At 42.3% G+C, this 22,025-nt stretch carries 18 protein-coding genes; 10 read left to right on the plus strand and 8 right to left on the minus strand.

What is annotated here, in order from left to right; translation table 11 throughout:
• Positions 1-2: 2 nt before the first annotated feature.
• The 4 genes from AAC855_RS04185 to AAC855_RS04200 are packed head-to-tail and all read left to right on the plus strand — an operon-like array spanning position 3 to position 2,522.
• Entirely contained in the window at positions 3-734 is a 732-nt protein-coding gene (locus AAC855_RS04185) for an energy-coupling factor ABC transporter permease (protein WP_340608361.1), read from the plus strand.
• Between the two features lie 12 nt (positions 735-746).
• Positions 747-1,031, plus strand: coding sequence for an energy-coupling factor ABC transporter substrate-binding protein (locus tag AAC855_RS04190; RefSeq protein WP_340608362.1), 285 nt, complete (start codon positions 747-749; stop codon positions 1,029-1,031).
• Positions 1,015-1,692, plus strand: a complete 678-nt coding sequence (locus tag AAC855_RS04195; RefSeq protein WP_340608363.1) for an energy-coupling factor ABC transporter transmembrane protein — start codon at positions 1,015-1,017, stop codon at positions 1,690-1,692. The genes AAC855_RS04190 and AAC855_RS04195 overlap by 17 nt, the downstream gene beginning before the upstream one ends.
• 20 nt (positions 1,693-1,712) lie before the next feature.
• Complete coding sequence (locus AAC855_RS04200; protein ID WP_340608364.1) at positions 1,713-2,522, plus strand: ATP-binding cassette domain-containing protein; 810 nt, start codon at positions 1,713-1,715, stop codon at positions 2,520-2,522.
• Between the two features lie 51 nt (positions 2,523-2,573).
• On the opposite strand, the gene AAC855_RS04205 is transcribed toward AAC855_RS04200, so the two are convergent.
• The 3 genes from AAC855_RS04205 to AAC855_RS04215 all read right to left on the minus strand — a co-directional run bounded on the left by AAC855_RS04205 (position 2,574) and on the right by AAC855_RS04215 (position 5,080).
• Positions 2,574-3,353 (minus strand): class I SAM-dependent methyltransferase, encoded by a 780-nt coding sequence (locus AAC855_RS04205; RefSeq protein WP_340608365.1) that lies wholly within the window; start codon positions 3,351-3,353, stop codon positions 2,574-2,576.
• A 191-nt stretch (positions 3,354-3,544) separates the two neighbouring features.
• Complete coding sequence (gene cynS / locus AAC855_RS04210) at positions 3,545-4,015, minus strand: cyanase (RefSeq protein WP_340608366.1); 471 nt, start codon at positions 4,013-4,015, stop codon at positions 3,545-3,547.
• A gap of 90 nt (positions 4,016-4,105) precedes the next feature.
• Entirely contained in the window at positions 4,106-5,080 is a 975-nt protein-coding gene (locus AAC855_RS04215) for a methyltransferase (protein WP_340608367.1), read from the minus strand.
• A gap of 313 nt (positions 5,081-5,393) precedes the next feature.
• Between AAC855_RS04215 and AAC855_RS04220 the strand changes: the two genes are divergently transcribed.
• Positions 5,394-12,620, plus strand: a complete 7,227-nt coding sequence (locus AAC855_RS04220; RefSeq protein ID WP_340608368.1) for an amino acid adenylation domain-containing protein — start codon at positions 5,394-5,396, stop codon at positions 12,618-12,620.
• The gene (locus AAC855_RS04225; protein ID WP_340608369.1) at positions 12,605-13,783 is read left to right on the plus strand and encodes an FAD-dependent monooxygenase; all 1,179 of its coding nucleotides are present in this window, start codon (positions 12,605-12,607) and stop codon (positions 13,781-13,783) included. The genes AAC855_RS04220 and AAC855_RS04225 overlap by 16 nt, the downstream gene beginning before the upstream one ends.
• A gap of 91 nt (positions 13,784-13,874) precedes the next feature.
• On the opposite strand, the gene AAC855_RS04230 is transcribed toward AAC855_RS04225, so the two are convergent.
• Positions 13,875-14,486, minus strand: coding sequence for a TetR/AcrR family transcriptional regulator (locus AAC855_RS04230; RefSeq protein ID WP_340608370.1), 612 nt, complete (start codon positions 14,484-14,486; stop codon positions 13,875-13,877).
• A 118-nt stretch (positions 14,487-14,604) separates the two neighbouring features.
• Between AAC855_RS04230 and AAC855_RS04235 the strand changes: the two genes are divergently transcribed.
• Positions 14,605-15,804: an MFS transporter gene (locus AAC855_RS04235; RefSeq protein WP_340608371.1), complete on the plus strand. Its 1,200-nt coding sequence runs from the start codon at positions 14,605-14,607 to the stop codon at positions 15,802-15,804.
• Positions 15,805-15,947: 143 nt separating this feature from the next.
• On the opposite strand, the gene AAC855_RS04240 is transcribed toward AAC855_RS04235, so the two are convergent.
• From AAC855_RS04240 to AAC855_RS04250, 3 genes are all read right to left on the minus strand, one after another.
• On the minus strand, positions 15,948-17,168 hold the full coding sequence (locus AAC855_RS04240) for a lipase family protein (protein ID WP_340608372.1): 1,221 nt from the start codon (positions 17,166-17,168) through the stop codon (positions 15,948-15,950).
• Between the two features lie 179 nt (positions 17,169-17,347).
• A complete protein-coding gene (locus AAC855_RS04245; RefSeq protein WP_340608373.1) occupies positions 17,348-17,986 on the minus strand; it encodes a Vat family streptogramin A O-acetyltransferase in 639 nt (212 codons plus the stop codon).
• A gap of 34 nt (positions 17,987-18,020) precedes the next feature.
• On the minus strand, positions 18,021-19,151 hold the full coding sequence (locus AAC855_RS04250; protein WP_340608374.1) for an alpha/beta fold hydrolase: 1,131 nt from the start codon (positions 19,149-19,151) through the stop codon (positions 18,021-18,023).
• A gap of 259 nt (positions 19,152-19,410) precedes the next feature.
• Here AAC855_RS04250 and AAC855_RS04255 point away from each other — a divergent pair, with 259 nt between their 5' ends.
• Complete coding sequence (locus AAC855_RS04255; protein WP_340608375.1) at positions 19,411-19,911, plus strand: cupin domain-containing protein; 501 nt, start codon at positions 19,411-19,413, stop codon at positions 19,909-19,911.
• Positions 19,912-19,985: 74 nt separating this feature from the next.
• On the opposite strand, the gene AAC855_RS04260 is transcribed toward AAC855_RS04255, so the two are convergent.
• Positions 19,986-20,666 (minus strand): nitroreductase, encoded by a 681-nt coding sequence (locus tag AAC855_RS04260; protein WP_340608376.1) that lies wholly within the window; start codon positions 20,664-20,666, stop codon positions 19,986-19,988.
• Between the two features lie 117 nt (positions 20,667-20,783).
• Between AAC855_RS04260 and AAC855_RS04265 the strand changes: the two genes are divergently transcribed.
• Both AAC855_RS04265 and AAC855_RS04270 read left to right on the plus strand, forming a co-directional pair.
• Positions 20,784-21,722, plus strand: coding sequence for a LysR family transcriptional regulator (locus AAC855_RS04265; protein WP_340608377.1), 939 nt, complete (start codon positions 20,784-20,786; stop codon positions 21,720-21,722).
• The gene (locus AAC855_RS04270; RefSeq protein WP_340608378.1) at positions 21,664-21,990 is read left to right on the plus strand and encodes a 2-phosphosulfolactate phosphatase; all 327 of its coding nucleotides are present in this window, start codon (positions 21,664-21,666) and stop codon (positions 21,988-21,990) included. The genes AAC855_RS04265 and AAC855_RS04270 overlap by 59 nt, the downstream gene beginning before the upstream one ends.
• Positions 21,991-22,025: the final 35 nt, after the last annotated feature.

A 22,025-nucleotide genomic window follows, 5' to 3' on the forward strand; every position in this document is an offset into this window, starting at 1 on the left:
TTATGCAACAGAAACTGACGAACTCTACGTTATTGAGTGCAATTATCGCACTGTTGTTGGTGATGGCACCGCAGGAAGTTTTTGCTATGCATGTTATGGAGGGTTTTTTGCCCCCCATGTGGGCTATTGGCTGGTGGCTGGCTTTTTTACCTTGTCTGGCGGTCGGCTTGGTAAAGTTACGCCAGATTGTGCAGGATGAGGGGAATCAGAAAGTCCTGCTGGCACTGTGTGGCGCATTTATTTTTGTCCTTTCCGCCCTGAAAATTCCTTCGGTTACCGGAAGTTGTTCACATCCTACCGGCGTGGCGTTGGCGGTGATTCTATTCGGCCCCTCCGTTGTGGCGATACTGGGGGCAATTGTCTTGTTATTTCAGGCGTTATTGCTGGCACATGGCGGTATCACAACGCTGGGTGCTAACGGAATGTCGATGGCAGTTATTGGCCCACTGGCAGGGTATTTGATCTGGCGTTTCTCCAGCAAGATGGGAATGCGCAAAGATATTAGCGTCTTTTTGTGTGCTTTTGTCGCTGATATCGTCACTTACGCCATTACCTCCATTCAGTTGGGTGTTGCTTTTCCTGATCCACAACTCGGCATGGGAGCAGCGATCCTTAAATTCATGGGTATTTTCTGCATAACTCAGCTTCCTATTGCTGTGGCTGAAGGGTTACTAACCGTACTGATTTACGACCAGCTAGTAAAAAGACAATTAATTCAGGCCCGCAGTTTCTGAGGAGAACAACAAATGAAAAAGACCTTGATATTACTGTCCCTCGTTGCCGCACTGTGTATTATCCCGTTTTTCATTGAGCATGGCGGGGAATTTGGTGGAGCAGATGGGCAGGCTGAAGCTCAGATTATGGAAATAGCGCCGGATTATACGCCGTGGTTTGAATCCCTCTATGAACCGGCCAGTGGTGAGATCGAAAGCCTGCTGTTTACATTACAGGGAAGTCTGGGTACTGCCGTGATTTTCTATATTTTAGGTTATTATCACCGTAATCGGAAAAATCATGATCGGAATAGATAAACTCAGTTACCAGAGCCGTTGGCGTGATAAAGATCCCAGGACGAAATTTGCCCTGTATCTCCTGTTCATGACTCTGGCAATGGTGCTTTCACCACTATGGCAGGCTGTGTTGTTGGCCGGGCTTGTGATGTTTAGCTGCTATCTGTTGCGGATCAGCCTGCTGCGTTATTTGAAATGGCTGTTAATTCCTTGCAGTTTTTTGGTATTCGGCTTGATTGCTATTGTGTTGTCTATTGGTATACAGCCGGAAAAACTGCTGTGGGGATTTCGCATCGGGCAATATTGGCTTGGCATTGATATGCAGGGAATACAGATAGCTAACCAAACTCTCTGGCGCAGCCTTGCTGCGCTATCTGCAACATTCTGGTTCATGATGAACATGCCTTTTGAACAGATAATCAGGTTACTGAAATTTTGCCGTGTTCCTCATCTGTTAATCGAACAACTTCTGCTGACATGGCGTTTTATTTTTATCTTTTTAGAGGAAGCTGCTGCCATTCATCATGCGCAGTCATTACGGTTCGGTTACCGCACTTTACGAACGAGTTACCGATCACTGGCAATGCTAGTCAGTATGTTGTTTGTGCGGGTAATGAACCGTTATCAGCAAATGAGTGTGGCGTTGGAACTCAAGCTATATCAAGGGAATTTCCACTTATAAGCAAGTTAAGGAGAAACACGATGTTAGAAACTCGGGTACTGTCTTTCAGCTATCAGGATGATCCGGTTTTAAAAGATCTCACACTTGATTTCAGTCGCTTTCAGGTCACAGGCATTATTGGTGCAAATGGCAGTGGTAAATCAACCTTATTTATGAACCTTTCCGGTATTCTGCGCCCACAAAAAGGGGCAGTCTGGTGGAATAATACACCGTTGGATTACAGTAAAAAAAATCTGATGGCTTTGCGCCAGCGCGTTGTCACTGTTTTTCAGGACCCCGACCAACAAATTTTCTATACCGATATCAACAGCGATCTCGCTTTTAGTTTACGCAATCTGGGTATTGATGAAACTGAAATACAGCGTCGGATCGAATATGCACTGACACAGGTTGATGCACACGCTTTTCGCAATAAGCCGATTCAATACCTGAGCTTTGGTCAGAAGAAACGAGTCGCTATTGCGGGTGCGCTGGTGATGGATGCTGACTATTTATTGCTGGATGAACCAACCGCAGGGCTTGACCCGGCAGGCCGCCAACAAATGCTGGATATCATTAATACTATCGTTGCTGAAGGAAAAAGGATCATTATTTCCAGTCACGATATAGATTTAATCTATCAAATTTGCGATGGCTTATATGTGCTGGCAAATGGCGAAATGATCAGTTCCGGCAGCACTGAAACCGTGTTCCTGCAAAAAACTCAGCTTGAACGAGCTGGATTGGTACAGCCGTGGCTGGTGAAAATGCACACTGAAGGTGGTTCGTCTCTGTGTAAGACAGAGCAACAGCTTTTTTCCATGTTTCGCAAAAATACACCTCATTATTAAACGCCTTGGGTAAAAATGGCGTCAACGTAGCCTCAGTAAAGTAGCAATCAGCTAATCTTTAATCGATCGGGTTGCTATAAAAGTAGGTAAATACTGTTCTATGACAAAACGGGGATGGGGTTGCCAATCTTCATAAAAATCAATTAACCGGAATCCAACACGCAGTTGCCCGCCAATTAAATCAGTTAAGGAATGCCCGAAAACAAACACTTCCTGTTTCTGATTTTTATCCAATATTTGTTCTGGCGTAAGAACATCCATTTCAGAAAATGGCATTTTATACAGTGGCTTAATAATCCCTTGCTGTATATGTTCTTGATTGCGCTCCCCGACAAAAACGACAGGGTTAAAAAAGCTCGCTAATAATTTTCCTTTTGCTTTTAAAACCCGGTAACACTCTTGCCATACAGGATTGACATCAGGAATATACAAATTAGAGATAGGGTGAAAAATGAAATCAAATGTTTCATTGGCGAATATACTGAGATCCCGCATATCTCCCTGTACAGTCTCAATCCGGAGTTCGTCTCTTTCTGCAACCATTCTGTCTTGCTCAAGTTGTTTTATGGAAAGATCAAGAACAGTGACTTCAGCGCCGGCTGCCGCCAGTATTGGCGCTTGCTGCCCCCCGGCAGAGGCCAGACACAGGATGCGCTTATGGCTAATATCACCAAGCCACTCTTTAGGAAGTGCTTTCGGAGTGAGGTGAACTTGCCACTCACCTTTTTTAGCTTGTGAAACCATATCGGAACTAACAGGAACAGACCACGGATGCTGCTCTTCGGTTTGTCTATCCCAGGCTATTTGGTTCGCAGTTAAAAAATCCGTCATAAAAAGTACTCATTGGTAGGGGAGTGATGCAACTCAAAATCCATAGTACATAGTGTAAACGTACTGATTTAAGACTCTTTCTGACCAGCGTCTCTTATTATATACGTTTTCTCATTATTCCCTCACATTCTCCCCCTGAACACTTCTTCGCTCACAGGAAAAACATCCACCAGCACACTGATTTCACATGATTAAAACGGTTTTGTCGGTAAATATTTACCGTCCAGAGTGATTACAGCCCGGCTTCCGCCTGCGGGATCTTCGATTTTTTTGATATCTAATTTAAAGTCAATTGCACTAATAATACCATCGCCAAATTGCTCATGAATTAACGCTTTTAAAGTTGTTCCGTAGACTTGCAATATTTCATAGAAACGATAAATCGTTGGATCAGTGGGTATTCCGGTTGGGATTGAACCCCGCATAGGGATTGCCTGTAAAAGTTTTACCGCATCATCCTTCAGCCCCAGTTGTTCGACAACCTTTTTAGCTGCTTCCATCGGTAATGGATGTTGACCAAGTAAGGCTGCTGTAACAAAAGTCACACTCAGCCCTGTACCATGTGCAATGTCTTCCCATGAGAGGTTTTTAGCCAGTTTGGCAGCGATAATACGTTCAGTCAGTTCGAGGCGAGAGGTTTGAGTGGTTAATGTCTGTTGCATGTTATTTTCCTGAATAGTCATGAGAGGTAGAAAAGGGGTAAATAAGGAAAATAACCCGAATTATGGATAGTGATCCGGGTTATTGACTGCTTATTTTTTCATTTCAATAATATAGTGATTACTTCCTGTCAGGGAGAAATTAAGATTGTATGCATTTGTTATAGTAAGACCCGCTTGTCCTGCTATTGATTCGAAGTCTGAGCGATATCGTGATTTACCCGATACTGTGATGTCCATATATAAATCAAAAGATTCTGAAGTCGCATTATTTTTCTCTTTAATCATCTCGATGATATATAAAACAGAATCTTTTCTCATTGCTTTATGGCAATTCCTGAGAATGTCAACGGCTTTTTGATCTGGCCAGTTATGCAATACATTTTTTATACAATAAGCATCGTATCCTGAAGGAATATCAGCAAAAAAATCACCGTTGATTAAAGTCACACCTTCAGATTCTTTTTTGTCAAAATCATACAAATCCATGACGTGACACTGGATATGGGGATAGTGCATTTTTATATCTTTTGCTAAAGTGCCAAGACCTCCGCCTATATCAATAAATGAATTAATGCCATCCAGAGGCATATTCTCAATAATGGGATCACTCTTTGACTCAGTTGCTTTTGACATAAAATCATCAAAAGTCACTTTGAAGTTTTTATTACTTTCATGACCCGCATAAGCAAAAAATGATTGATGATTCTGAATTTCAAACGCCGGTTTGTCGTTCATTTCATTCAGAGATGTGCTGTATTGTGACCATGCATTCCAAATAGCTGGGTTTAATTCGAGTTTTATGTGTAGTGTCTCAAGGCTGTTTGGGTCACTGAGCATTGAACATGGTTCAGTGAGATAAAATTTATCTTCTTTTTTTGTTAACACATTGAGTGTTTGCATGTAATTCAACAGCCTATGAAACCTATCCTCAGAAACATGGCATAATTGAGCAAGGTGTTTCGCTGTTTTACCCTCTTGGGTAGTTAAATATAATGGCGCCTTACTTTCCACAAAGGCAAACAGTGCAGCGGACTTACGATAAGACACAGTCATTTCGGATAACATTATTTTCTCCCGCTTATATAATTAATTAGAATTAAAATATATTCTTTTAATAAATCTTGCATTATCAAATTATGCCATAAGAGCAATAATTATCACCATGAAAAAACAGGTTAAATATTATCAATCAGACTTTATGATAAACTGATAATTAAATTATTTTTCTTTGATAAATATCAATTAATCGTCATGTAATCTGATTTTATTATGCATTTAATAAAAAATGTAATGCAATGTAAAATAATACCCCTTGTGTTGAATGGAGCGTGGTTCATAAAATAAAAAACCCGAATTACGATGTAAGTAGTAAACCGCTATGAAAACTTCACAAGTAGTACCTCTTACCCAGTACCAAAAAGAAATTTATTATGAAACTCAACGTAATCCAGAAAGTAATCAATTTACTATAGCCATAGCACGGAAATTAAAAGAATACATTAATTTTGAAAAATATTTTCATGCAGTTAACAGCGTTATAAATAGTGATGTAACATCCCAATTGCGCATCCTTGAACAGGATGGAATGCTGAATCAGCAGATAAAAAATAGCGACATTAATCAAGTAAAAATTATTGATGCTGAAGGTGAAGATATTTCTGTGCTCTTCAAAGCATGGTCAAAACATCTTTTTACGCTGAATGACAATTCCTTACTTGAAGTTGCTTTATTGCGCAATTTAAAAAATAACCAGTCGGCTATTTTTATTCGCGCCCATCATATTGTTTGTGATGGCTGGGGAATAAATCAGTTAACAAAAAAAATCGCCAAATATTATCGTGATATTGAAAATAATCCAGAGTCATTATCCCTCAACACTGAAAAATATATTTCATCGACCCTTGAACAAGAAAAAATACTGTCACAGCCAGAAACCGAACAGCAAATAACAAAACTGGCTGATCTTACACAACGTCATGAACCGGTTTTTTTTAATCGGAAAAAGAAAACGCATCAGTCTCATTTTATACAACATAGGCACCTATTAGCGCCCGCTAAAGTAGAGAAAATGCTGTCTCAAGGAGTCAATCCTTATCAGGTTGTTATGGCATCAGTGGCTATCTTGTTATCACGAGTACACAATAACTCTCGATTAACCATTGGCGTCCCATTACTTAACCGTCGTATGAATCAGCTTGATATTGCGGGGCAGTGGGCTAATACATTGCCATTGGCTGTTATGGTTAACGAAAAGGATACGCTTATTGAACTGGCGGCACGCATTAAAGCCGATATTTCAGATCTAAAAACGTTTGAACATATTCCTCTTGGGCGTTTACTTAAATCGATAGGCGCCGGGAAACGTCAATGTTTTGATGTCACTGTATCTTATAACTATTCACCCATAACTGCCGCTTCCCGTGATATCTATAAAGACGAAGAGATTTATGCCGCAACAACAGCCCATGAAGATGATGCTATTGCAGTTCATGTTCATAGCTGTGGGAATCACAGGGAAGTTGCCATTGATATTACCGGGGCGGAGGATATTTTCGATGAAGATTACTCATTTGAAGCCTTTACTTCGTCTTTAGCACATATCATTGAACAGATGGTTGCATCACCGGAACAGACTGTTGCTCAGGTGAATCTCTCTTCAATAGAAGAAATGGCACGACTTGCTCTTTTTGAACAAGGGCCGGTTACTGAATTCTCAAAACAAGAAACCTTATCAACGCTATTTGACTCTCAGGTTGCATTAGACGGTGAAGCAATTGCTATCGCAAATTCTGATGGAAAACCCGCTCTGACTTATCTCCAGTTCCAAAGCCGCATAGATAATATGGTGGCCGTTTTACTGAACGCGGGCGTGAAAAAAGGGGATATGGTTGCCATTTTGATGGATCGTAGTACAGATATGCTCACTGCAATTTTCGCGGTATTGAAAGCCGGTGCAGCTTATTTGCCTGTAGACCCCAATTATCCGCAAGAGCGGGTTAATTATATGCTGAAGGACAGTGGTGTCACGGTCATCATTTCCGACCAGCTTAATCCATCTTTGAGTGAGCAATCTTATATTGTTATCGACCCAAGTCGCATTTCAACTCATGAGCATATAAAACAGCCCAATTTATCTATCGCAGATTCGCTGGCCTATATGATTTATACCTCAGGTTCTACCGGACAGCCTAAGGGTGTAATGATCAACCATAATTCAGCGGTAAACCGGATTGAGTGGATGCAGGAACGTTATCCGTTGAATCACACGGATGTGATATTACAAAAGACACCCATTTCGTTTGATGTATCTGTCTGGGAATTATTCTGGTGGTCGATCGCCGGAGCATCTGTTCACTTATTACCTCCCGGTGCTCATAAAGATCCGCTGGAGATAATAAAAGCGATAAGTGCACACAACGTAACAACATTGCACTTTGTTCCTTCTATGCTTCAGCCTTTCCTTGATATTCTGGACGCTGAGCCAGAGTTAGTGAATCAACTAACTAGCTTACGCCGCGTATTCACCAGCGGTGAAGCCTTGCCTCCGACACGGGTTAATCAATTCCGTCAGATTTTTTCCGCTTTGGGTTTAAATGCCCCGGCTTTGATCAATCTCTATGGCCCGACAGAAGCAACCGTAGATGTGTCATATTTTGAGTTTCTTCCCGAAAATAACAGTGTTATCAATCGGGTTCCCATTGGATTCCCGATCAACAATATTACACTGAGAATTGTGTCCCAGCACGGCACCCGGCAACCAATCGGTATTGCGGGCGAATTGCAGATTAGTGGTATTGGCTTAGCCCGTGGCTATCACAATAAATCCGAATTAACTGATGAGAAATTCATTCTGGATGGAAGTGAACGTTGGTATCGCACAGGGGATTTAGCGAAATGGTTACCTGATGGCAGCATTGAATATCTGGGACGAATTGATAATCAGGTGAAAATCAGAGGTAACCGTATTGAGCTGGGGGAAATACAAAATACCCTTGAGCGTATTCAGGGGATCAGCCGTGCGGAGGTTTTACCACAGGCAAACAGTAATGGTGATACTTACCTGTGTGCATATTATGTTATTAACCCGAATGTCATCAATAACCCACATTTTACCTCTGAAAAACTGCGTGAATTGTTACTGGAATGCTTACCTGATTTCATGATCCCGCAGCAATTTATCCCCGTTTCTTATATTCCTCTGTCTCCAAACGGTAAAGTTGATCGTCAGGCACTTATTACGTTAGTCAGTCGCGCATTGGTACAAACGGAGGTTTCGGCTAGCTATGATGATGCTCAGACTGAAACTGAACATCAATTGGCTGAAATATGGCAACGGGTATTAAAGATTGAGAAGCTCAGCGTGCAGGATAATTTTTACACATTAGGCGGTGATTCAATCCTGATGTTGAAAGTGCGTTCTGAGGCTGAAAAAGCAGGAATGAATGTCACGCTTTCTGAGTTATCACAATATTTGACCATAGCCGAGTTGAGCCAGCAAATTGACGCTGACCGGAAAATTCAAAAACAGGCTGAGCTATCTCCGTTTGCCTTGATCAACGAGAAAGAACGGGCAGTACTTTCACACTATGAAGATGCGTTTCCTGCCACTCAACTCCAGCTTGGTTTGATATATCACAGTCAGCAGAGTCAACATTCAGCTACTTATAAAGATGTTTTCCGTTATACGCTGAAAGGAAAGTGGGAGCCTGAAACTTTTCGCCGAAGTATCTCTGCGGTAATCCAGCGGCATCCTGTCCTGCGTTCCCACTTTAATTTGGCGGATTTCAGTGAACCATTACAAATTATCAACCACAATATCATGCTGGATGATGTTGTAGAAATTCATGATATCAGCTCCCTGACACAGGATGATTCCGAAACAATGATCAAAGCGTGTATGGAAAAGGGGCGTTACCATAACTATCAATTTGACTGTGCACCATTGTATCGAATCAGCCTATTCAGAACGGCAGAGACTATCGATATGGTACTCAGTTTTCATCATGCCATTCTGGATGGTGGTAGTGTGGCAAATTTGATACGTGAACTCTTTTCTCGTTACCAGAATAAGGGGATCTACTCTGCTGAGACCGATGTATTGCCATCACCCGCGCTATATATTCAGGATGAGATCCACGCATTACAGTGTCAGGAACACCAATTGTTCTGGAAAAATATGTTCAGCGGGCTGCCCAGAACGCAATTACCGGCTTACCGATTGTACGACAGTGAGCCAAAAGATCGGATCTTCACTAAAAAAGCAATCATTCCCAAAGAGATTGAAGAAAAACTGGCGATTTTAGTCCAACGTGAACGTGTTTCAGTTAAATCAGCATTCTTTGCAGCTCATTGTTTAACTGTGGCTAAAATCGTGGCTCAGGATGAAATTGCAACCGGGTTAGTCACTCATGGCAGGCCGGATGCACAGAATTCAGAGCAAACACTGGGTTTGTTTCTCAATACATTACCTGTCCGTTTTTCTGCGCAGAACAAAACATGGAAAGAGTGTATCCATGCTGTATTTAGCGCTGAACAGCGTCATGCTCCATATCGTAAATATCCGCTTAATGCTATCCGGCAAGTGGCAGGAGAAGGGGCGGAAATAAGTTCCGCGTTTAATTACATTCACTTTCACATATTAAAGGACGTTTTTGATACTCCTGACTTGTCTCTCATTGCATTTGATCCTTGGGAAGAGACTAACTTTGAATTATTGCTCAATGTCATGACTGATTTCAGTACCGGGCAACATTACCTGCGATGTGATTTTGATGGCAGGGTGTTCTCACCGGTTCAGGCTGATACATATATGGATATTTATCTGTCCATATTGAACAGAATGGTCAGTGATCGTGATCAACCTGCAACGCTGAGCCAACCGCTTACACAAAGCAACAAAGAAATATCGTCTCAGGAATTTATCTCTGTGCTGGCGATGATGGCCAAAAATGTACGGGAACAGCCGGATGCAATCGCAATCCGTTATCATGATCTGCAATGGAGTTATAGAAAACTCTGGTCGGAATCCGGGAAAATTGCGTCTGTGTTGATTGCTGGTGGCGTAGTGAAAAATACGCCGGTTGCGATTGCGCTTGAACGTTCTCCGATACTGGTTGCATCATTGATTGGCGTTATGAGAGCAGGCGGAGTTTGTCTTCCGTTGGATTTGAGTTATCCGGTTCAGCGTATTGAAACCATGATGGAACAGGCTCAGCCAGCATTTGCCATTATTGATGAGAAATCCAGTCAGTTATTTAACGTGGCGGCAATTCCAACCGTGAGAGCTGACACGCTGATACACAGTGATGGGCCTTTATCAGATACAGAGAAACCAGAGACAAAAATAGTGCCTGAACAATTGGCTTATTTACTGTTTACCTCTGGCTCAACGGGGAAACCCAAAGGCGTGGCAATGCCGCATCGTAGCCTGTCAAATATGGTGATTTGGCAGAATGAAACCCCTTCCGGTAAAAATATTTGTTCTACCTTACAATATGCGCCACTGAGTTTTGACGTTTCATTTCAGGAAGTTTTCTCTACTTTGGCTGCTGGTGGTGAGCTACATCTTATCAGTGAAGATGAACGACGCGATCCTTTGCAATTACTGCGTATTATCGATAATTACCGGACAGAAAGAATTTACCTGCCTTATGTTGCGCTTCAGCAATTAGCTGAAACAGCCGTTGCACTGGAAACCTACCCGAAAAACCTGAAAGTTGTCATTTCATCAGGTGAACAACTCAGAGTGACTGATGATATTCGTTTGCTGATTGGTCAGCTCAAGAACGGTATCCTTGAGAACCAGTACGGCCCGACCGAAACCCATGTTATCACGGCATTTACCATGCAGGGAGATCCGGCATCTTTTCCTGCACTTCCTCCCATTGGTAAAAGTATCAATAACGCAGATATCATCTTGCTTAATAGCCGGTTAGAAGAGGTTGCCACCGGTGAACAAGGGGAAATTTATGCCCGTGGTTTACCTGTCGCACAAGGTTATTACCGCCAGCCGGAATTAACCGCAGAACGCTTTATGACCCCCAAAGGCAGCAGTGAGACGTTGTATCGAACCGGTGATTTAGGCGTAAAACTCAGGGATGGCAATATCCTCAGCTTAGGGCGCAAAGATACTCAGGTTAAAGTCCGTGGGTATCGTGTAGAACTGGCAGAAATAGAATTAGCGATATCGAGTACGCCCGGTGCTGATAAGGCTCTGCAAGACGTTGCTGTTGTCGTTCAGCAACACGATGAAAATGATAGCCTGCTGGTGGCATTCTTGATCGGAGAAAAGAATGAAGTATTAACTGGGCGTATACAGCAACATTTGACTGACATATTACCTAAATACATGCTGCCTTCCCGAATAGAGTGGCTGAATACTCTGCCTAAAACGCTAAGTGGCAAGCGTGATGATGCAGCATTACGTAGTATGAAGATGATGCAATGCCATAACAACGCAGAAGATATTGCACCACGAGACAATTATGAACAGGTGCTGTGTGATTTAGCTGCCGATTTGCTGAAAATTCCTGCTTTATCTGTTCATCAGAATTTGTTTGATATTGGTGCGACTTCATTAACCGCCATGAGAATGGTCGTTTTGATTGAAAAGCATTTCAGTACCCATGTTCCTTTGTCCCTGTTTATCAGTTATCCAACAGTTGCCCAGTTAGCTGCCCATATCAGAGAAGAGGGAGGATATCCCAAATTCAGTCCGCTTGTCCCCATGCGAACGACAGGGCATAAACGGCCCCTGTTTTTTGTCCATCCTATGGGGGGGAATGTGCTGTCCTATCTGCGGTTAGTGAAGTATTTCCCTGATGATCAACCTTTCTATGCATTACAGGCGCATGGCGTAGATGCAGGCTCTACGCCGCTGAACAGCATACAAGAACAGGCAGAAAATTATCTGGAAGCTATACGCGAAATACAGCCACATGGCCCATATTCAATCGGAGGCTGGTCTTATGGTGGATTTGTCGCATTCGAGATGGCCCGCCAATTGAAAGAACAGGGTGAAGATGTGACAGACCTTTTTATTTTAGACACGGTTGCTGTTAACGCATCGTCTCAGGCAACAATAAATGAAGGCGCTTTGCTGCGATGGTTCTTCTGGGAATTATTGTGGCTGAACGAAGGCGCCACACTCCCGGAGCAGACCTTACCGGAACAAATGACTTCTTTGCAGGAACAATTCGAATATATCACCGAGCATGCTATCGCAACAGGTGCAATTCCTCAGGGGAGTTCCCGCGCGGTCATACAACGGTTATTTGATGTGTATAAAGCCAACTGGAAAGCAGCTACAGATCATGCTGCTTATAAAGCCGATATCAATATGACTTTATTACATGCAACACGACCGTTACCTGTCATTCTGCGCTCTATGCACGATGCGGTACGAAGTGAGTATCGTGATCCGAAAAATGGCTGGGAGAGCAAGACAAGCGGTTATATCAATGTCATTGATGTGCCCGGAGATCATCTGGAAATCATGGAAGAACCTTACGTACAGGAAGTGGCAAAGGTCATTCTTCAGGAAATGAAAAAATCGTCTACAAAACAAGTCAAATCGGTTTCGGAGAAAATATGTCCCGTCCATTGAAAGTTATTATAGCTGGTGCAGGTATTGGTGGATTAACGACGGCGGTTGTTTTACAGCGGCTTGGTTATGAGGTTGAAGTTTACGAACAAGCAACGACTTTACGAACGGCCGGTTCAGGTCTGTCTGTGATAACCAATGCTGTAGCGGCGTTATCCTCTATTGGGGTTAATCTGAAACTGGAAAACTTTGGTGCTTCAGTTAAGAATTTCGAAATCAGGAACACTGAGGATCAACTTATACGCAGAATGCCTGTACCTGAAATTTCGTCTTCCAATGGATTTGATAGTGTTTGTCTATCACGTAAGGCATTGCAGGAAGCCTTGTTACAGCAGTTAGATCAGCGCATTATTCATGTCGATGCGAAAGTAGATAAAATTATCGAAAGTGATGATGCGGTTACTGTCCGTTTTGCTGACGGCAGAGAAACACAGGGTGACCTGCTGATCGGTGCCGATGGTATCCACTCTGTTGTCCGGGAATATCTACAGGGGAATCAGCCACTCCGCGCTTCTGATTATATCTGCTGGCTGGCAATTACCCGCTATCAGCACCCTCAAATTACACCCGGCTACGTTGTCCATTATTGGGGGCAGGGCAAACGAATCGGTCTGATTGATATAGGCGGAGGTGAAATCTATTGGTGGGGAACTGCCAATATGAGTAACGAGCAGGCCTGTCATTGGCAAGGAAGTAATCAGGATGTGCTTGCCTATTATGAAGGTTGGCCAGAAATTGTCTCCGATATTATTTCACAAACGCCATCGGAAGATATTATCTCCGTATCTGCGCAGGACCGGCCTTTTTCTCCGCTTTGGGGAAAAGGAAGAATTACGCTTTTAGGTGATGCCGCTCATCCTATGCTTACAACACTGGGACAAGGTGCCGGGATGGCGATTGAAGATGCTGCTGTATTGGGGCATATGTTGAAGCAGCAGCCAGATCCCGTTGCCGCTCTGCGCCAATACGAGAAAGTCCGTATCCCAAGAGCTGAATTGTTTGTTAATGAATCAAAGATACAAAGTGATCTTGGACAGGAAGAGGGTATTTTTGATTGTCAGCAGAGGGAGTTATCTTTACAGTCTTTGCCAGAGACAGCGCTCAGGCAAGACTTTGAAAGATTCTTACATTTTCCAGCGGAAGATCTTACTCTCCAGACCCGATAAAAGGTGATTCACGCCCTTTTAGTTAAAACATTTTTGTCGTGAAAAATCTGCCACGGGCTGTGTTTTTACTTTAAACACAGCCCGTGGTTACTCAACAACGATTGGCTCTGATGTCCCAGACTTTCATTATCTGCGTAATGGATGATTCAAGAACCTCCAGCGAAACCCCATCTCTGGCTAAAGTTGAAAACCCTAACAGAAGGCCATTGAACATCGCCGCCATTGATATGGGATCACTTTCACTCGTCAAATCACCGTTATCTATGGCGCGCTGTATACACGAAGCAAACCCTTTCTGCGTTTCTTCTCTGATATCTGCCAGCAGTTTTTGGATATGTTCATGCTCTGGTGAACAAACACTGGCTGATAATACGAGCAAACAACCCGGGGGATGATCGTATTCTGTTTGCATCCTCGCTGAGTGGCGTAGCGCCATTTCAATCGCTTCTTTGGGTGACATGCTCTGATCCCAAAGACTTGCGGTTACCTGACCATACGTATTCAGATAACGGTTTACTACTTCCTTAAATAGTGTCTCTTTGGAGCCAAAGGCAGCATAGAAACTGGGAGCAGAAATGCCACCCATTCCAGCTTTTAGCTGGCTCAGAGACGTTGATTCATAGCCATATTCCCAAAACAAAAACATAGCCTGATTGACCGCGACATCACGATCAAAACGACGTGGACGCCCCATCTTAGCCATCACTATTTCCTCATTGAAATCCGACTTAAATACTAATCGATATAAAAGTCCTTGACAAGATTATCCTGTTGCCTCTACTTTTATATCGATCGATATATATATTAAAGGGATCATTTAAATGCACGAAAACACCTCTGTACTATCAGGAACGACAACTGAACGTCTTCCTATTTCTGGACTCTTGGGTCTGGCAATGACGGGCTTTATTGCTATTTTGACGGAGACGTTACCCGCAGGATTACTACCACAAATTAGCTTGGATCTTGGCGTTTCAGAAGCGTTAGCGGGTCAGTTAGTCACACTTTATGCTCTCGGGTCTTTATTAGCAGCAATTCCTCTTGTTGCCGCAGTACGTGGTTATCGGAGACGACCGGTTTTACTCTTCGCTATTATTGGTTTTTTGATTTTTAATACGATTACAGCCCTGTCTTCGAATTATTTTCTGACGTTAACTGTACGTTTTCTGGCTGGAGTGACGGCGGGTCTTGCATGGGGGTTTTTAGCCGGTTATGCACGTCTGATGGTGCCCGTTTCATTACAGGGCCGGGCAATGGCAGTGGCAATGGTGGGAACACCAATTGCATTATCTCTGGGAGTTCCTCTCGGGACTTGGGCGGGTAATCTGATTGGCTGGAAAGGAACCTTTGCGATGATGTCTGGCCTGACAGTAATACTGGTGATATGGGTCATACTTAAGGTGCCTGATTTTCCCGGGCAAAGTGCAGAGCGGCGTGTCCCTGTTTACAAGGTTTTTACCACAGCGGGTGTACGTCCGGTGTTGCTTGTCATTTTTTTCTGGATGTTGGCACATAACATTCTTTATATCTATATATCACCTTTCCTTGTCCCGGCAGGGTTATCGGAGCGTGTTGATTTCATTCTCCTGATATTTGGGGTAGCAGCTTTATTGGGTATTTGGATTATCGGGCTATTGGTTGATAACTATCTGCGAATACTGGTGTTACTTAGTCTCAGCATATTCACCTTAACTGCTGTTATGCTTGGTTTTGGGGGGAATATCCCTGCAGTCATTTATCTGGGAGTTGCTGTATGGGGATTAACCTTTGGTGGTGCAGCAACATTACTGCAAACGGCTTCTGCTGACGCCGCAGGGGATGGTACCGATATAGCGCAATCTATGGTTGTTACTGTATGGAATATTGCCATCGCTGGTGGCGGTATTATAGGAGGGATTCTGCTGGAAACCCGTGGAGTATCTTCATTCCCTTGGGTAATCTGCCTGTTGCTATTAGCTGGATTAACTTTAGCTTGGAAGGCTAAAAAATATGGTTTTCCCAGCAGTCGTAAATTCCAATAATTTGAGAATATTGGCAGAAAATATAGTGTTTTTGGTACCTTCTTCACTTTAAAGAAGGCACCTGAACAATACTCGTTAAGATCTGCTTTTCTACTTTAAATGCAGATCTTCTTGTCTATGAATATAGGAATATGTTGTGACGATTACTTGGTGCTCGTGGAGCAATTCCCATCAATATGTTCACCCGAAAAAACGCGTTTAACAAAAATGGTAGAATCAGGCAAAGAGCCTTTCATTGTGGCCGAATGGCCCAAGTCGGGATAGAGATGCCACTCAATATGACTGCCTTTTTTGCACGCATTAGTAACAAGTTTAATCTGTCCGGCTTTCGGTGAGTCTACATCCTGCCCACCAGTTCCCCAGAAAATAGGAATGTCTGTTTTTATGGCGGGATAATATCTGACACTCATGATAGCTTGTATAAGCGGTGATGGATCTTTCTTAAAGCTATTTGCGGCGGTTAATTTATCTGAAAATATTTGTTTTTCTATATCACGCAGACAGTGAGTTTGTGAAAGGCGAAAAGAAGGGATTGCCTTATCACTCAGATAATCCTCTGGCAATAATGAGGGTTTAACCATTGACGCGGTATTTATTGCTAACAGAAAGTAAGCAAGCGTATGTTTGACAGAGTCGTCTCGTTTTACCATTTTTTTCATAGTGTCAGGAACACTGGTGCCCGTTGTTACAGCGCCGACAATATCGAGGTCAGGTGAGTAGCTTTTTGCGTATAAGGTAGCGGCAAACGTTGCTCCTCCGCCTTGCGACTGCCCTATGAGAACTGTTTTCTTTGATAGATGAAAATTGCCTTGCTGAACTGCGCGGATACTATCAAGCAGACTATAAGCTGTTGCCCGATAGTCAGAATATGGGTGCAATCCGGGGGTTCCCAATCCTTGGTAATCTGTAGCAACAATGGCATATCCTTGTTTGAGCCAGTAATTGAGGTATCCAATATCACGTTCACTTCGGCCTGCAAACGATGGAGCACAAATATTCGCGATACCAACGGTACCATGTGCCCAGGCTAATAATGGCCATCCACCTTTTGGTGGCGTTCCTTTCGGTAAAAATAGCGCACCAGAAACCGTAATTGGAGAATGACCATCGACACCATCAGTCGAACTATAGAGGATGCGAATGTTTTGATCGGCATTTGATAAGTTTTGTGCGGATTTTAATGGTTCGGCACGAAGTAGTTGACCAGCTTGTTCTGGTGTTTTCCCAGACCACTTATAAAATTTGGGTAGATTATGATCTACTATGCTAATTGGAGCTTGGGCAGAAGCAAGCACAGGATTGATTGTTAATGCAAAAAATAACATATTAATCAATCTGTTATTCCATGAAAATATCGCTGCCATGATTTTATCCCCTGACTTCTTCAAATATCACTTACCTTAGCAAACTCCACTTATCTGTAGATGAAATGCTTATCTGTTTAAATCACGTATCTGTAAATGGCAACGCAGGCGTTTTTGTCATTAACCTGAAATACCTTGCACTTTATATGTAAGGTATTTCAGGTGTACTAAGGGGGGTTTTAGATATCATGGAGTTGGAGTAATGCGTCAACATCACCTGAAACAATCAGAGACAGGTGGCGAGTTATTGTCTCTACCGGCCAGTCCCACCATGCTAATTTTTCCAGTTTGACTATCACATCAGGGGGAAAACGGGTTTTTATGATTCTGGCCGGGTTACCACCAACTATGGTATATGCAGGTACATCAGTAGTAACCACAGCACGGGATGAAATAATCGCACCATTGCCGATTTTTACACCGGGCATAATTAATGCGTCATAACCTATCCAAACATCGTTTCCGATCACGGTATCTCCCTTGATGGGAAGTTCTTCAAGGGAAGGCGTGACCTTTTCCCACCCATGACCAAAGATCTGAAAAGGGTAAGTTGAAATACCAGATAGCTTATGGTTCGCACCATTCATGATAAATTGCACTTTTCTTGCAATAGCGCAAAATTTACCAATTACCAGTTTGTCTCCAATAAACGGGTAATGGTACAGGACATTACGTTCAAAATTTTCAGCGTCTTCTGGGTCATCGTAATACGTGTAATCTCCAATAATAATGTTCGGATTTTTCACCGTATTTTTAATATAGCAAACTTGAGGAAAACCCTTCATTGGGTGCTTGTCACAGGGGGTAGGGCCATTCACATGAACTCCTTTTTTCTCTTATATTGTTAGAGTATTAACTGATAACTTCAATATCGTTTAAGTGACTATTTTGGATTGGTGATTTCCCATTAAAAAATTGAATAAGAATATCAGTCAGCACATCAGGCCGTTCTATCATGACAAGATGGTCTGATTTTTTTATTGTCGTAAATATAGAGTTAGGGAAAATGGAGGCGCAATGTTTAATAATTTCTGGCGGAGTGATGGTATCGTATTCACCCGTTATGAATAAAGTAGCTTTGTTAAAATCGTTTGCTTTTTCATATTTCCTTTGGTTTAAAAGGCGATTTTGAAGATACTTATATCTTTCTGCATGATGACGTGTTGATTCCAACAGTGTTTTCTTAACAAGTTTGTGTGTTGTTTCTCTGCCTAGGATCTCGACACTCGGGTCAAGGCAAAGAATACTTTCAATGGTATTTTCTGTAAACGCTTCATAATTCCCTTCAGTCAGTGCCTTTAATGCAGTACTCAACTTATCTTGAATATGAAGTGGCTGGGTGAGTGCAGTACCAATAAATGCAGTTTTATTCACTCGCTCAGGCCATTTGTACGTAAACTCAAGCGCTGTAGCTCCACCGTATGAAATACCGATGAGATTTATTGTTTGTAAAGATAAGGTATCTAGAAGATGTCGTGTACATTCCGCTAGAAACTCGAAATTTTGATTTGGCGGGATATCATCAGCAGACCCCGTCCCAGGCAAGTCAACAAAGATGAGAGGGCTGTCTTCTTTGAGGAGATATTCTAGGTGAGGTAAGGAGTACATATCCTGAAAACCACCAACGATAATCAGTTTTGGGACGACTAGAGGGTCACTGATATCGCCAATAACCCGAAAAGCATATTTTACGCCATTCCAGGTAATTTCACTTCTGTCATGAGGCGGAATACGAAAACTGGAATCAATAAAAGCAGAGAGTGATTGAACATTTCTGAATCTTAGAACATCACTCCAGTCTATTTTCTTACCTAATTTATCCTCAATAAAGATTTGTATTTCAACTAAAGAAATAGAATCTGCGCCAAGACTGAAAAAATCGTCATAAATATCCATTGATTCAACAAGTAGCACTTCACGACATATTTCCAGTACATCATGTTCAGTCTTATTTAACTTGGTTTTTTGCAATGACTCAGTCATATCTTCCTCCTATTGTCATCTAACCAATATTATATCCCGCTTTTTATTCTGTGAAACTTAAAAATCAACCAAAGAACAAAAAGGTAGTGTTCAGCACAGATTTCTACTTTTTTGGTCTATCTCAGTAATGTTGATATTGATAAAAGAGACTAAATGGAACTCCGAGTATTCGGAGATGCCAAAGTATAGTGTTTTTAATCAATACCATTAAAAAAATGGATTCACTAGATATGGCTGAATAGATTTCGGAGAAAAACGAGTGGCAGATAATAATCCAAAGAAAGATTTTATCATCAGAAATATCAATGAAATTGAGCTGGATAATTTTGAACGCTCTCCATTTTATGCATCTCATGGAGGCTCTTTAACAGAGGGGACTCAGGCTTCTAAACTAGGTGCTTCCGTTGACTGCGTTCCTCCCGGAAAACGTGCAGTACCCTATCACTTCCATTATTCACAAGAAGAAATGTTCATTGTTATCAAAGGTTCTGGAACACTTCGTATTGCGGGTGACATGATACCGATAAAAGAAGGCGACGTTATCTGTATCCCTCCGGGAGATAAGTATCCACACCAAATCATTAATACATCCAATGAAATGCTGCGTTATGTTTCCATCAGCACCATGGAAAGTCCTGAAATATGCGAATACCCCGATTCAAATAAATATTTAGCCAAATCCGATGTAAGTGGGATGAAAAAATTTTGTGCTGTGAATTTTATGGGGGAGAGTGTTGATTATTGGGAGAGTGAGCCATAAAAAATCTGTCGTAGCAGGGTGAATTATCGCCATGGAGAATAGAGCCCCCATGGCGCACATGTACACCCTATTTATCAACCGTGAAAGGTTACGCTTTCCTTCACGGGAATACGTTCCATACGAACAGAGTGAGTAAGAGCGTTTGGGTCAGCATAACCAAATGAGATCCCGAATAAGAGTTGGTATTGTTCTGATACTCCAAGTATTTCTCTGACAGTATCAGCATGGAAACCAAGTAACGTTTGCGGAATTCCGGCATAACCTCTGGCTGCAAGCGATAAAAGGAATGTCTGAGCGTACATACCTATGTCTGATGCAACACGAACATTATCACCAAATGAAGGCATAAAGAGAAAAGCGGCATGAGGTGCCCCAAAAAACCTGAAGTTACGTAAATATACTTCGTGCCGTTTAACGCTATCTTCACGTGCCACCCCCAGAGCCTCATAATAAACTCTGGCTTGTTCCTGACTCCGGGTAAAATAGTCTCCATAGAAATCAGCATAATCAAAAGTGAAATCTGGTGTGACAAGGCCTTCCATGTCTTTTTGGATCATAGCCTGTTCCAGAGTATCTTTGGTTTTACCTGATGCAATATGGACATGCCATGGCTGTGTATTACAGTTGGATGGCGAATGCTGGGCATCCGACAGAACTTGATGTATTTGTTTTTCTGTTAGCGGAGTTGGTAAAAATGAGCGGGGAGAAAAACGATTGCGAACAGTTTCATCAAATGCGAGTGTCGTTGTATTCATCTAATCCTTCTTTTAGAACAGTCAGTGCATTTCAAGTTTTGAAAAACGCATCTTAAACATGTTAACCATTCAAAAAAAACCTATAATCCCGAAAACACTGTTGCGAATTTTGCATAGATGAAAGATCTGACTCAAATAAATGCCCGTACGATGCAAATATTCCTTGCTGTCATTAGTGAGGGATGTTTTTCAGAGGTAGCCAGACAAGAAGGTCTTTCGCCTTCTTCAGTCTCTAGAACGATACAGTTATTGGAGCATTCCCTTGGGATTCAGCTCTTTTACCGCAATACACGCGCTGTTATTGCGACGGAAGAGGGGCGACTTTATGCGGATGCCTTCAGAAATATTCTCCGGCAGTTAGATGACACTAAAACGCTAATCGGTGAAAGACGGCAGGATCCGGGAGGACATATCCGGCTTAATGCCCCGATATCCTTTGGGCTACGTCATCTTTCTCCATGGATTAGTGAACTTAGTCAACGTTATCCGGCACTGAATATTGAATTAAATCTGACAGATACTTTTATTGATCCGCTCGCTGACTCTACAGATTTGTTATTTAGAATATCTTTTATGAAAGATTCGGGGTTTCATGGAAGATTTATTTCTGATCAAACTTACTATCTGGTTGCCAGCCCGGAATATATCGAAAGATATGGAGCACCGGCAACACTTGAGGATTTGAGTAAACATCGTCTTTTGGCCTACAAAGGTGTTATGGGTACGCAGCGCTGGTTATTCGCACGTGGAGAGGAAAGGGTGCAAATGACACCTGAAACCCGGATAGTTTCAGACAACGCTGAACTATTAACACGAGCGGCTGAAGATGGTGCAGGGATTATTCTATTTCCTGACTGGCAGATAGGGGAGTTAATGAAACAAAAAAAGCTGGTGGAGGTCAAAATGGACTTTGATGTTTCAACGGGGGCTTCCGAGCAATCCATATATATGCTGTATCCGGGAGGGAAATATCCCTCTTTGAATACAAGAGCAGTTATTGATTTCTTTCTCGATAAATTTGGGACACCGCCATATTGGAAATATACGCCTGCCTGATGGGAGTATCCGTTTTTCTATTGAAGACTATGTTGCTGCTGGTGGAATTATTGCGTCTCTTGGCGATCGTAAATTATCCCCTGAAGCATACACTGCTGTTGCTGTTTATAAACAACAACAGCAGTGTGATTTATCATCACTTTATAACTGTTCATCTGCACTTGAGCTGAAGGAAAGAGGCTTTGAAGCTGATGTTAATCTATGCCTTGAGATTGATGTGAGTGTAAATGCTAATCGTCTTTATGGTAATTTTTATAGGGCTGTATGAGTAATCCCTATACTGAATAACATTAAATATCAAAG

It is taken from the genome of Xenorhabdus bharatensis, from assembly GCF_037996705.1.
Lineage (GTDB): Bacteria > Pseudomonadota > Gammaproteobacteria > Enterobacterales > Enterobacteriaceae > Xenorhabdus > Xenorhabdus bharatensis.